The 12,766-nt window shown below is 49.2% G+C and carries 9 protein-coding genes and 1 riboswitch; of the genes, 5 read left to right on the top strand and 4 right to left on the bottom strand.

Features of this window, described 5'->3' with window-relative positions:
* The first annotated feature begins 40 nt into the window (after positions 1-40).
* Together VB741_RS08710 and VB741_RS08705 are read left to right on the top strand one after the other, a co-directional pair.
* Positions 41-2,584 (top strand): glycogen/starch/alpha-glucan phosphorylase, encoded by a 2,544-nt coding sequence (locus tag VB741_RS08710; RefSeq protein WP_323364776.1) that lies wholly within the window; start codon positions 41-43, stop codon positions 2,582-2,584.
* Positions 2,585-2,652: 68 nt separating this feature from the next.
* On the top strand, positions 2,653-3,102 hold the full coding sequence (locus VB741_RS08705) for a hypothetical protein (RefSeq protein ID WP_323364775.1): 450 nt from the start codon (positions 2,653-2,655) through the stop codon (positions 3,100-3,102).
* 67 nt (positions 3,103-3,169) lie between these two features.
* On the opposite strand, the gene VB741_RS08700 is transcribed toward VB741_RS08705, so the two are convergent.
* From VB741_RS08700 to VB741_RS08690, 3 genes are all read right to left on the bottom strand, one after another.
* Positions 3,170-4,315 (bottom strand): ATP-binding protein, encoded by a 1,146-nt coding sequence (locus VB741_RS08700; RefSeq protein ID WP_323364774.1) that lies wholly within the window; start codon positions 4,313-4,315, stop codon positions 3,170-3,172.
* 96 nt (positions 4,316-4,411) lie between these two features.
* Complete coding sequence (locus VB741_RS08695) at positions 4,412-4,858, bottom strand: response regulator (RefSeq protein WP_323364773.1); 447 nt, start codon at positions 4,856-4,858, stop codon at positions 4,412-4,414.
* A gap of 69 nt (positions 4,859-4,927) precedes the next feature.
* Positions 4,928-6,979 carry a PAS domain-containing sensor histidine kinase gene (locus VB741_RS08690; protein WP_323364772.1) on the bottom strand — a complete coding sequence of 684 codons (2,052 nt, stop codon included), beginning with the start codon at positions 6,977-6,979 and terminating at the stop codon, positions 4,928-4,930.
* A gap of 277 nt (positions 6,980-7,256) precedes the next feature.
* Positions 7,257-7,354: riboswitch (TPP riboswitch) on the top strand.
* Positions 7,355-7,363: 9 nt separating this feature from the next.
* On the opposite strand from VB741_RS08690, the gene thiC reads away from it, so the two are divergent.
* The 3 genes from thiC to VB741_RS08675 all read left to right on the top strand — a co-directional run bounded on the left by thiC (position 7,364) and on the right by VB741_RS08675 (position 11,035).
* Positions 7,364-8,737, top strand: coding sequence for a phosphomethylpyrimidine synthase ThiC (thiC, locus tag VB741_RS08685; RefSeq protein ID WP_323364771.1), 1,374 nt, complete (start codon positions 7,364-7,366; stop codon positions 8,735-8,737).
* A gap of 220 nt (positions 8,738-8,957) precedes the next feature.
* A complete protein-coding gene (locus VB741_RS08680; RefSeq protein WP_323364770.1) occupies positions 8,958-10,613 on the top strand; it encodes a TPM domain-containing protein in 1,656 nt (551 codons plus the stop codon).
* A 50-nt stretch (positions 10,614-10,663) separates the two neighbouring features.
* Complete coding sequence (locus tag VB741_RS08675; RefSeq protein ID WP_323364769.1) at positions 10,664-11,035, top strand: hypothetical protein; 372 nt, start codon at positions 10,664-10,666, stop codon at positions 11,033-11,035.
* A gap of 182 nt (positions 11,036-11,217) precedes the next feature.
* Here the strand turns inward: VB741_RS08675 and VB741_RS08670 are convergent, their stop codons facing one another.
* A complete protein-coding gene (locus VB741_RS08670; protein WP_323364768.1) occupies positions 11,218-12,615 on the bottom strand; it encodes a leucine-rich repeat domain-containing protein in 1,398 nt (465 codons plus the stop codon).
* Positions 12,616-12,766: the final 151 nt, after the last annotated feature.

The raw sequence follows: 12,766 nt of genomic DNA, 5'->3' as shown, positions 1-12,766 counted from the left end.
TAATGAAAAGCCTTCAAAAGACCCTATAGAGGATTCAACCATGACGCTCGCTACGGACTTTTCTGCGTCTCCCACTGTTACTGTTGAGGACGACCGTACGGGACTTAGCCAAGAGACGCTAAGACGGGCTTTCCTGGATAACCTGTTTTATATTCAAGGTAAGTTTCCTCAGCTTGCGAGTAACAATGATTATTATTTGGCGCTGGCCTATACGGTGCGCGATCGCATGCTTCAGCGCTGGCTAGCCACCACCGCCACCTACCTTGACCAAGCCACTCGCACGGTGTGCTACCTCTCAGCTGAGTTTTTGATGGGGCCACATTTAGGTAACAACCTAATTAACTTAGGGCTGTATGAGCCAATTCGCGAAGTGATGGATTCTCTTTGTTTGGATCTCGACGCGCTGATGGCTCAAGAGGAAGAACCCGGGCTGGGAAATGGTGGCCTTGGGCGACTGGCGGCCTGTTATCTCGATTCATTGGCAACGCTTGAAACGCCTGCATTGGGCTATGGCATCCGCTACGAGTTTGGCATTTTTGATCAGGAAATCAAAGACGGCTGGCAGGTGGAAATCACTGACCGGTGGTTGCGCTATGGCAACCCGTGGGAAATTGCTCGGCCTGAATGGGCAGTGCCGGTGAAATTTGGTGGGCATGCGGAGCCCTATGTCGATGAGGAGGGTCACTACCGCGTACACTGGGCCGCGAATTGGGAGGTGAGCGGTGTGCCGTACGACACGCCGATTTTGGGCTACCGGGTAAACACGGCGAATACACTGCGCCTATGGAAGTCGGAAGCGTCAGAATCCTTCGACTTTGAAGCGTTTAATCGGGGAGATTACAATGGCGCAGTCAATCGAAAAATTGCCTGTGAAAACCTTTGCAAGGTGCTATATCCCAACGATGAACAGTTCAGCGGCAAGCAGTTGAGATTGCAGCAGCAGTACTTTTTTGTATCTTGTTCTTTACAAGATATGCTGCGAATTTTAGAAGGGCAAGGGTTTGCGATTGATCAGTTCCCCGATAAGTTCACCATTCAGCTGAATGACACGCACCCGGCGATCGCCGTGGCCGAACTCATGCGCTTACTGGTTGACTTGCACCATATCAACTGGGAGCAGGCTTGGGATATTACCCAACGCTCCTTTGCCTACACCAACCACACACTGCTCCCAGAAGCTTTAGAAAAATGGCCCGTGAGTCTTTTTCAGGCGCTGCTACCCCGCCATCTTGACATCATTTATGAAATCAATGCTCGCTTTTTAGACACTGTTCGTATTTGGTGTAAGGGTAACAGCGAGTGTCTGAGCCGGATGTCTCTGATTGACGAAAGCGGTGAACGTTATGTGCGGATGGCAAACCTAGCCTGTGTGGGCAGTCATACGATTAATGGCGTTGCCGCGATCCATACCGAACTGCTGAAACAAACGGTGCTAAGAGACTTTTACAAATTTTCTCCAGAGAAATTTACGAATGTGACCAATGGCGTGACGCCACGGCGCTGGATGGTGCTGAACAATCCACGGATGACAAAACTCATCACGGGCAAAATTGGACGTGGCTGGATTACCCGCTTAGAGGATCTGCAGCAATTAGAAGGCTATGTGGAAGATGCGGGATTTCAAACTGACTGGCAGCAGATGAAACAGGCAACCAAACGAGACTTAGCGCATCACATTGAGCAACGTCTGGGAATCATCGTTGATCCGCAATCGCTGTTCGATATACAGGTGAAGCGTCTGCATGAGTACAAGCGACAGCATCTGAATTGCCTGCACATTGTCTCTTTGTACAATCGCCTGCGGCAAAATCCCAATCTAGAAATTCCACCGCGCACTTTTATATTTGGCGGGAAAGCAGCGCCCGGCTATAGGATGGCCAAGCTCATGATTAAGCTGATTACTGCGATCGCAGATGTCGTTAATCGGGATCCGGCAGTTCAGGGTTGCCTCAAGGTCGTCTTCATCCCCGACTTTAACGTCACCAATAGCCAAAAGATCTACCCTGCCGCTGACCTATCAGAACAAATCTCCACCGCTGGCTACGAAGCCTCTGGCACAGGTAATATGAAATTTGCTATGAACGGTGCGCTCACCATCGGCACGTTAGATGGTGCAAATGTGGAGATTCGAGCAGCCGTAGGCGAAGAAAACTTCTTTTTGTTTGGGTTAACAGTAGATGAGGTGAAGGCGCTACGGCAGCAGGGGTATAATCCTCGGGCCTACTATGAGCAAAATGCTGAACTCAGAGAGACGATTGATTTGATTGGTTCGGGATATTTTTCTAAGGGCGATCGCACCCTATTCCAACCCCTGATCGACAATTTACTCAGGGTTGATCCTTACTTATTATTAGCCGATTACAACGCGTATCTATCGGCTCAAGCACAAGTGAGCCAGGCTTATCTAGAGCGCGATCAGTGGTGCCGCATGTCTATTCTAAACAGTGCTCGCAGCGGTCGTTTTTCTTCTGACCGGGCCATTCGAGAGTATAGCGATAGAATTTGGCAGGTAAAACCAGTCTCCATCGACCTAGAAGCCTATAGCTTTGATGCAGGCAGTTGTGAGCTACCGCAAATATCTTGACCTAACCTGTAGCTATATCGTTTGTGCTGTTGAAACTATATAGATGAGTAACTTAGGAGTTTAAAGACATGAAAACACTGACTCAAAAAACGCTGACAGCTTTTTGGCTATCTTTCCTCGGCGGACTATGGATGTTTCTCTCGTGCCGATTTCTGTACGGCAATTTTAGCCGCATGCCTGCTGGTTTGGGACGGCACCATATGATGTGGGGACGGGGCATGATGACTCATTTTGGCTGGGGCTGGCCTTGGTTCGGTCTGATCGCAGGGCTGATTGTGATGGCGTGTGCGATCGCATTTTATTTCTCTCCTCAGCACCAACGTTCCCTCGGTCTAACGATTGTCATTGTTTCCCTGCTCAATCTCTTTTTGGGTATGGGGGGCGTACTTGCCAGTGCCCTGGGCATTGTTGGCGGCGTAGTTGCCCTACTGCCCAGACAGACGAACCACTTAGGCACAGATAGTTTAGAGACAGACCATCAAAGCGGAGATAATCAAGACGTAGAAGGAGCAGATTGATGCAAGTAACCGTGAGTCGCGAACTGCCGCGATCAGAAAAGGCTGATCAGGTCACATCGTAATTGTTTCAATCTACGGCGGGTAGTGTGAGATAGAACGTACTCCCTACTTTTGTTTCAAGATCTATCCAAATGCGCCCACCATAGCTCTCAACAATCTTTTTACAAGTCGCTAGGCCAATGCCTGTACCTGGATATTCCTGTTTGGTATGCAGCCGCTGAAATAGTTGAAAGATTTTTTCAGCGTTTTCAGGTTGGATGCCAATACCATTGTCATGAATACCCAAGCGCCATAGTTTGCCTTGGCGCTCCACGGAAACCTTTACCTGTGGGGACTGCCCTGGGGGATGATACTTTAACGCATTGGTCAGCAAATTTTGCAATAGCTGGCCCAGGTGAGTCTTGCTGATGTTGAGTTTGGGCAGTTCTTTAGTGGTGATGGTGGCTTGGCACTCTTGAATCATCGTTTGCAAATCGGAGAGAACTTGGGCCATCACCTGGTTTCCGTCAGTAGGTTCGCCGCTATGTAAATCTGAGTCTTGAGATTTGTCGACTTTGGAGTAGGCGAGCAAATCTTGAATGAGCTGTGACATGTGCTGACTCGCACTCACAATGTGCTCAATATATTGATTGTTCGGATCGTCAGCAGGATGACTTTGGTGGGTCATGAGCAGGATCTTGGCAAAGCCATAAATCACCTGAAGCGGCTGTTGCAAATCATGGGAAACCACATGGGCGAACTGCTCAAGTTCTTCGTTAGATCTCACCAGCTCCGCATTGAGATGCTGTAGTTCGTCTAGGTGCTGCTGCCGTTCAATGGCGTAGTGAATAGAGCGAATGAGCAGCGTTGTTTGAATTTCGCCTTTGACAAGGTAGTCTTGAGCACCTTCGCGGAGGGATGCGATCGCAATTTCCTCATCATCTAACCCCGTCAGTACCACAATCGTCATCTCAGGGTCAGCCGCGTGCATTCTCTTAACCGTATCAAGCCCGCCCTTGCTATCTGGCAGCGAGAGGTCGAGCAAAACAGCGTCAAAGATCTTTTCGCCTGATTCTACACTATTGCCATTCACCGATTGAAGCACGCGAATGCCTTCGTCTAGCCGCTCAACATGAATTAACTCTACAAAAGGTGTCTTAGATAAGAGCTTTTCCAGCAGATAAGCATCTGCGGGATTGTCTTCAACTAATAGAATTTTGAGTGCATCATTCATCTTGGCTCATGCTTGGCGCTAAGTTATCAGGGCTAATTCATCGGTATAGTGATGCAAATACGGAGGAGACAAATGATTCACCTAGGGGAAAAGGCCTTAGTCCACAGGCGGCAACTTCACGACCGTCAACCAAAAATCTCCGATCGATTCGACCGCCTTGACAAATTGTTTTAGCGTTACTGGCTTAGTAATGTAGCAGTTCGCTCGCAGCTCATAGCTTTTCAAAATATCTTCTTCTGCTTCAGAGGTCGTTAATATGACCACTGGAATAGTGCGCAGCTCTGGATCATCTTTGATTTCTGCCAGTACCTTACGACCATCTTTTCTCGGCAGGTTCAAATCCAGTAAAATCAAGTCAGGGCGAGGCGCTTCTTCAAACGGTGTCACCTGCCGCAAAAACTCCATAGCTTCCACACCATCTTCAACGATGTGCAAATTGTTAAGAACTCTGGCTTTTTGAAATGTTTTAGCCGTCAGCTTAGCATCGCTAGGAGAGTCCTCAACCAGTAAAATGTCAATTGGAGTAGAGTCGCTGATATGCATGTGCAATGATGCCGTATTTAATAACGTGAGCGGTAAGCGTATGAATGCGCCATCACCAGCGTGATTAGATTATGCTATCTGATTGGCAGGTAACCGACTCAAGAGCGTGAAATAAAAGGCCGTACCTTCACCCGGTGTAGACTCTACCCACATGCGTCCGCCATGGCGCTCTACAATTTTGCGACAAATGGCGAGTCCTATCCCCGTGCCTTCATAGTGACGCCGCGAATGCAATCGCTGAAAAATCTCAAAAATCTGATCGAAATATTCAGCGTCAATGCCAATGCCGTTATCTCGAACGCAGAACTCCCATGTTTGCGCATATGGCAGATGTCCGTCTGCTGAGTTTGTTTCAATTTTGCATTGCGTGACCGAAATATGAATGTGCGGTGGCTCTTTTCCTCGGAACTTTAACGCATTGCCGATCAAGTTTTGAAAGAGCTGCTGCATTTGAGACTCGTCAGCTTCTATAACCGGCAAAGCATCGTAGGTGACTTTTGCGTGGGATTCCTGCATGGCTAGCTTTAAGCTGTGGAGGACTGTCTTAACGACCCCTTCGCAGTCAACTGTCGTAAATTCTTGCCCCCGCGTTCCCACCCGAGAAAACGTCAGCAGGTCTTTAATGAGCTGCTGCATACGGTTAGCACCATCCACAATAAACTCAACATATTCATGCGCTTCCCCATCTAGGCGATCGCCATATTCTTCTACCAGCAACTCCACAAAGCTGCTAATCGTCCGCAGCGGTTCTTGCAGGTCGTGGGAGGCCACATAGGCAAACTTTCCTAGCTCCTCGTTAGATCGAACCAGCTCGTGGGCCTGCTGCTCTAGCTCTTTGGTGCGTTCCATGACTTTGGCTTCTAGCCGTTCATTAGCCCGCAAGAGGTCAGCTTCTGCCCGCTTACGATCGGTAATATCACTGCGAATGGCTACATACTGAAGGGTCAAACCTGACTCATCCAAAATCGGCACAATGGTGGTGTGGACCCAGTAATAGCTCCCGCTTTTGGTCAGATTTTTGATTTCGCCTTGCCACACCAAACCACTGCTGATGGTTTGCCACATGTGCTGAAAAAAATCGGGCGGATGGTAGCCCGAATTGACCAGTCGATGGGTTTTGCCGATTAGTTCTGCCCGGCTGTATTCCGAAATGTCGCAGAACCGGTCGTTGACGTGGGTAATTCGGCCCTTGCTGTCGGTAATCGCTAGGATAGAAGAACGATCCAGGGCAAATTTGACATCCGCTAGCTCCTTAAGAGAGTTTTTGAGCTGGATATCCATTTGCTTACGCTCGGTGATATCCCAATTCACGCCAATCATGCGCTGGGCTTTTCCTGCCTCATTCCGCAAGGTAGTGGCATGGGCTTCGATAAACCGCACCTGCCCGTTAGGCCACACCACTCTAAATTCCGTGTGAAAGTCTTTTTCACCTGCGATCGCAGCTTGAATATCAGCATCGGCGGCCTCTATATCGTCGGGATGCACCCCTTGTTTCCACGCCTCATAAGCCCCTCCAAAACTATCACCGTTGATGCCATAAAGCCGATACATGCCTTCGTCCCAAATCAGCCGATTTTCAACTGTGTCATAGTCCCAAACGCCAATTTTGGCAGCACTTGTGGCGAGGGCTAAGCGCTGAGTCATTTCATGGAGCTGAGCGCTCGATTGCTTACTCTCGGTAATGTCGCTAATAGAACCCGCCATTCTGATTGGCTGGCCGCTCTCATCCCAAATCGCCTGTCCCTTAGCGCGAATCCAAAGATAGTTACCCTGTTTACTGCTCAGCCGATACTCAATATCGTATGGACTCTCACCGGCTAAGTGGGCCTGTACAGCGGCTAATACTCGGTCATGGTCATCCGGATGCAGCTGCGATTCAAATGCGCTGAACTCATGGGCAAATTCATGATCTTCGTAGCCCAAAATCTCTTTGAATCGCGATGAATAGTAAACTTCGCTCGTCCCAATTGTCCAGTCCCAGAGTCCCTCACGAGAGGCTGCCATCGCCAACTGGTAGCGCTCCTCACTCTCCCGCAGAGCTGCTTCAGTTTGCTCAAACTTACTCAACTTTTCCTCTAATAGCGCATTTAGCTTGATCAGCTCTGCAGTCTTTAAATTCATAGGTCACTGTCAATAGTAGCCATAAGCCTATGTCACATTGTAAGTAATTCGTCAGCAATTAGTGAGCAATTATTGGCCTCACACTTTCCTCACAAGTTATTTGCAAGATCGACCAGCGCTGCCGCCCGTATCTCAAACCCACATCTTTGAAGAGGTTGCATAACAAGAGTGAGTTCGACAGGGATCTTCTCTCTTTATGATCTTTTTACAACGCAACCTCAATGATCTTTTTGCAACGCAACCCTATTTTTTAAATTGCCACGCAGTGTTATGATCAACCACAAGCTAGGGGTGCCTGTGTTTTCCAGGCTGAGATCACACTCTTAGAACCTGAGACTGGTTAATACCAGCGGAGGGAAGCTGTTTACTAGAGGACATTTAAATATGCGAACGACTTGGCTCGCTACACGCCGAGGTCACTCCAACGTGACCCAAATGCACTATGCTCGTCAGGAGCATACGACCGAAGAAATGCATTATGTCGCGCAGCGCGAAGGGTTGCCCGTTGACCTGATTCGCAATGAAGTCGCGCGAGGGCGAATGATTATTCCTGCCAACATCAATCACCTTAATTTGGAGCCGATGGCGATCGGCATTGCGTCACGCTGTAAGGTCAATGCCAACATTGGGGCGTCACCCAACTCCTCCGGTCTTGAGGAGGAGTTGGCGAAACTGCATCTGGCCGTGAAATATGGTGCTGATACAGTAATGGATTTATCGACCGGGGGCGGCAATCTCGACGAGATTCGTACTGCAATTATCCAAGCCTCCCCTGTGCCCATTGGCACGGTGCCAATTTATCAAGCACTGGAATCGGTGCATGGTAAGGTCGAAAATCTCACGCCCGATGATTTTTTGCACATTATTGAAACCCATGCCCAGCAAGGTGTGGACTATATGACCATCCATGCCGGAATTTTGATTGAACATTTGCCCTTAGTCAAAGATCGCTTAACGGGGATTGTTTCAAGGGGCGGCGGCATTTTGGCCCGCTGGATGTTGCATCATCACAAACAGAACCCGTTGTACACCCATTTCCGCGACATCATCGAGATTTTTCAACGCTATGATGTGTCATTTAGTCTAGGTGACTCACTTCGCCCAGGGTGTTTGCATGACGCATCCGATGCTGCACAGCTGGCGGAACTAAAAACCTTAGGGCAGCTCACGCGTCACGCCTGGGAGAACGATGTACAAGTGATGGTAGAGGGGCCAGGTCATGTGCCCATGGATCAAATTGAATTTAATGTGCGCAAGCAAATGGAAGAGTGCTCAGAAGCGCCATTTTATGTGTTGGGGCCACTCGTGACCGACATTGCCCCCGGTTATGACCACATTACATCGGCGATCGGAGCTGCGATGGCTGGATGGTATGGCACGGCCATGCTTTGCTATGTCACCCCTAAGGAGCATCTAGGTCTGCCCAATGCTGAAGATGTGCGCAATGGGCTGATTGCCTATAAAATTGCGGCCCATGCGGCTGATGTGGCAAGGCACAGAGCAGGTGCCCGAGATCGCGATGATGAGTTGTCTCGGGCTCGCTATCACTTTGACTGGAATCGTCAGTTTGAGCTGTCGCTTGACCCAGAACGCGCTCGAGAATATCACGATGAAACGCTACCTGCCGATATCTATAAAACGGCTGAGTTTTGCTCGATGTGTGGGCCTAAATTTTGCCCAATGCAAACCAAAGTAGATGCGGATGCGCTGACTGAGCTAGAGCGCTTTCTTGAAAAAGAGAACGTGCGATCGCGCTAGAATTTTTATTATCCTCAACAGCACAAAGCGGAGATGAACTGACTACAGTCCATCTCCCTTATGCAAGGCTATTGGCGCGGCATCAGAAAACGCTCTCGTCGTTTGCACTCACACGCATTACGGTGAGTGCAAACGGCTTTGGATTTGTCGTTCAGTCCCTTGGTTTGGTGCACCTTCTTTAAGGGTGTTGCTACTGCCCGCTTCGGGGCGTGCATCATCGATGCCTGGAGGACAAAGCCAGTGGGGCATGTCAGAGCGGTTAGACTATGAGCATAGCCAATCACTCTATGCATTTTTAGACTTCCCTATGCAGTGGCCAGTTTTATTCAAACAGTCTGTCCGTCTGTTGGTAGGCATCTGCCTAATGGTGTCGCTGTGGCTGAGTTGGGTACCCATTGCCGTTGCAATCACCGTTCAAGACGTTCCCAACCCCCGTCAGACCTCCGGAGGCTGGGTGACTGACATGGCCGCATTGCTCTCGCCTGACGCAGAAGCCCAGATTAATCAAATTGCAACCGATCTGGAAGCGGATACGCAAGCTGAGTTAGCCGTCGTTACGGTACCAACAACCGATCCAGCAGCGTCTCCTAAAGCCTTCGCTACGGAACTTTTTAATACCTGGGGAATTGGCAAGGCTGCTCAGGACAATGGACTCCTGATCCTGGTTTCCCGAGATGAGCGCCGAGTTGAAATTGAAACCGGTCGAGGAACGGCCAAGATTCTGCCGGATGCTCAGGTCGCCTCGCTGATTGAAACGGTGATAGTGCCCCGTTTTCGCCGGGAGGACTATGCGGGCGGAATCATACAGATCACCCAGCAACTCGCGGACGAGATTCGGCACAATGCCGATCGGCTCCGGCAGTTTGTCATCCCTCCGGTGATTTGGCAATTGCTGGGGGTAAGTACTTTAGGCTTACTCGGCATTTTGGGGGGTTTGACCTGGCGATCGCGCCAACCGACGCCCCTCAAGATGGGAGAACGGCAAACGCGACGGGATGTTCTTCGTGAAGAAGATTTTGAAACCTGGGTTGGTGAACATCCAGAGTATAAATTTACGGGGTTATTTCTGGCTCCCACTGTAATTGCGATCGCGGTTGTTCTCTATAGCCTCACCTTTATGGTCTTAACAGCAACCCGTTACTGGGGTGGAGCAATTTTTAGCTTCAGCTTGCTGATTCCCATTCTGGCTGCCTTACTGATTTTTGGCGAACTCTTGAAGTTCCTCGTTGATTGGCTGATAAATAATCGGCGTTTCCAGGTTGTACTCTGGGAAGTGATTCAGCCGGAATGGGACGAGGTGGTGTCATTTTTCCTAGTCTCGGTGGTGGTAGTGTTTATCCTAGCGGGGTTTGCGAGTGTCCTGGGTTGGTTTCCTCTTCGAGACTTTGGGTGGTGGATTCAGCGCCCTATGCAGGCGGCTGGGCTGATGGCAGGATGCAGCGTTCTGCTCAGTGGGAAGCTGTTGCAAAAGTTTGAACGGGATAGTTTATCCTATCGCATTCAGCATCAAGCGTTTTGTTGCGATCGCAACCACACCGCGATCAACCTTTTGCAGCCCGAACAGCTAAAACCCCTGCTCACATCCAAGCAAAAAAAGTCTTTAGCGGCTAAAGCTGTCAAAATTTGTGGTTGGCACTGCCCAACCTGCAATGCGGCTATCAATCGGGAAAGCACCCATCTGCAAATCGCTCAGATTTACCGTCCATTGCCATCTTCTGGGTCTAAGAGAAGTGGGCGATCGCGCACGTCCTCTGATTCAGGTTCCGCAAGTAGCACCTACGAACCCAATTACTATCCTGATACGTCGAGCAGTAGCGGCAGTTCTGACTTTGGCGGTGGTGGCAGTGATGGTGGTGGGGCTGGCTCCGACTGGTAAAGGTCTCTGCTTTCTTATTTCCATTTACTCACTTCTTTAGGTGTTCACCCATGGCTCTAAATGCAGGTCATTACTGGCAAAGCTTGATTACCCGTTATGGACCTCCACTCGAACCAGAGAGCTTAAATGCGGAGACCTTTGAATTAGCCGTTGCAGAACGACGAGCATTAAAAGTGATTACCCAACGGGATGGTTCTGGCGGTGGGTATTTGTATTTCTGTCGTGCCCAAATAGATGATGCTCTCAAGAGGGGCATGGATAAATGGCAAAACTACTGTTTCTGCATCGTGTTCCCTCACCCATGTGAAATTACTGATGAGGAAGTTGAAGTACTAGGTCATAGTTATGGCCCATGGGAGAGGTGGGAAGAAGTTTGCGAATTTACCGATGCGATCCTGCGTGAAACTCCTGGTTCGCTGTAGTTTACCAGGCTTGAGGTGAGTCCTCATACCACGCACAAGATTTGTCTGGAACCGGGAAGTCGGACACCGTTCCCGATGTGAGCTGGTGTGAATTTGAAACCATTTTGCCAGAGCTAGGTGAGGCTCGAAGTAGCCGCATCTTTCCCCTTTGCGACTGACTATCTGGTTAGTGATTTTATCGTTTAAGCGTTCTGCTGCAAACCTACCTTTAATCTCTCAGAACGCCACTGTTTTGCTTTATTTGCATCATCGGTGATAATAGTTAGATTTTTTAAGCGTTTTAAGGCAGACACATCGCTCACCTGCGTTTGGCGTAAATCCAAGTTATTTAGCTGAGAGAGCGCGCTCAAGGCAGACACATCGCTCACCTGCGTTTGGCTTAAATACAAGTAATTTAGCTGAGAGAGCGCGCTCAAGGCAGACACATCGCTCACCTGCGTTTGGCTTAAATCCAATTCATTTAGCTGAGAGAGCGCGCTCAAGGCAGACACATCGCTCACCTGCGTTTGGCTTAAATCCAATTCATTTAGCTGAGAGAGCGCGCTCAAGGCAGACACATCGCTCACCTGCGTTTGGCTTAAAGACAAGTAATTTAGCTGAGAGAGCGCGCTCAAGGCAGACACATCGCTCACCTGCGTTTGGCTTAAATACAATTTATTCGTATGGGATAAAACTTGGGCTAAATAGGCATCATGGCTAAAAACATCCCAGCCTCGTCCCAAGGCATACGAGACCTCTTCGAATAGATCATCTAACTCAGATCTCTGTTTTGCATAGTCCACTAAGGCTTCCATAGCGGTACCAGTACCCACTCCAACCAATGCTTTAATACATCGACTAGCTTCCTTCGCAGAATAGCTAGCCTCGTAGTTTAATAGCGGCACCACCTCATTGCCTGCTCTCACCACCATGGCCACTTCATCATCATCCCCTGGTGGCATCGATGCTTTTGCACAGTCTAGGACAGACCGACGAATCTCTGGCTTAACGGTTGTTACTGTTTCTAAACAGGCGACAGCCAACAGATGTAAGTATTTTTTGTTTTTAACCTCGCTATCATCTTTCTCTCGACCCATCAAAGCCTTTAAATTGGTATGGTCCTTACTGGCCACATTGCCATTACCCTGTTCGACCAGAGACTGCAACAGCCTGACCTGTTCGGCAGGTCTAGCTAAACCTGCTGCTGCAATGATCGCCTCCCGCCACTGATCATCTGGAGCTTTTTGCAACAGCTCCTCAAGGCTATCTTCGTCTAACACGGCGCTTGCCGCCAAATATTCCTGAAATGTGCGGTGGGCAAAGTCTACCTGACCCACAATCGGTTCACGCAGTAGTGCCGCTCTGTCTACAAAAAGCGCGCGAATCTGATTCCCGGTAACGGCCTCTGGCAGACTTGTTTTCCTTAACTCTTGATCAAAATGCTCATCCACCCTGACTGTTTCCAGACTAGAGAGATTAAGCCGCATCAGCTTTAGCGCTAAACTTTGAAGCAGTTTCATCTTTTGAGATTCACTCAGCCCAATGGGATAAGACTCATCTAAAGGAATCTTTCGACCCGCATCTCGCTGATTAAGCAACATATCAAGGCAATCACGATAGAGTTCGGGCGTAACCGGTGTTCCTCGGCCATCAGTAAAGGGGCTGAAGTATTGTCAGTTGGAGGTTGTAGAGCATCAAGCAGGAAATAGGACTAGAGTTGGAATATGAACGCCAATCTAGTCCCAACAATAT

The sequence above is a fragment of the Leptothoe sp. PORK10 BA2 genome, assembly GCF_034932105.1.
Lineage (GTDB): Bacteria > Cyanobacteriota > Cyanobacteriia > Phormidesmidales > Phormidesmidaceae > Leptothoe.
The sequence above is the reverse complement of the archived record's forward strand: the minus strand, read 5'-3'. Positions and strand labels throughout refer to the sequence as shown.

Excerpts from the sequence above, each read along its gene's own strand:
- VB741_RS08680 (WP_323364770.1), top strand. The coding sequence starts at position 8,958 with ATGCCTGGAGGACAAAGCCAGTGGGGCATGTCAGAGCGGTTAGACTAT.
- VB741_RS08705 (WP_323364775.1), top strand. The coding sequence starts at position 2,653 with ATGAAAACACTGACTCAAAAAACGCTGACAGCTTTTTGGCTATCTTTC.
- thiC (WP_323364771.1), top strand. The coding sequence starts at position 7,364 with ATGCGAACGACTTGGCTCGCTACACGCCGAGGTCACTCCAACGTGACC.
- VB741_RS08700 (WP_323364774.1), bottom strand. The coding sequence starts at position 4,315 with ATGAATGATGCACTCAAAATTCTATTAGTTGAAGACAATCCCGCAGAT.
- VB741_RS08695 (WP_323364773.1), bottom strand. The coding sequence starts at position 4,858 with ATGCATATCAGCGACTCTACTCCAATTGACATTTTACTGGTTGAGGAC.
- VB741_RS08675 (WP_323364769.1), top strand. The coding sequence starts at position 10,664 with ATGGCTCTAAATGCAGGTCATTACTGGCAAAGCTTGATTACCCGTTAT.
- VB741_RS08710 (WP_323364776.1), top strand. The coding sequence starts at position 41 with ATGACGCTCGCTACGGACTTTTCTGCGTCTCCCACTGTTACTGTTGAG.
- VB741_RS08670 (WP_323364768.1), bottom strand. The coding sequence starts at position 12,615 with ATGTTGCTTAATCAGCGAGATGCGGGTCGAAAGATTCCTTTAGATGAG.
- VB741_RS08690 (WP_323364772.1), bottom strand. The coding sequence starts at position 6,979 with ATGAATTTAAAGACTGCAGAGCTGATCAAGCTAAATGCGCTATTAGAG.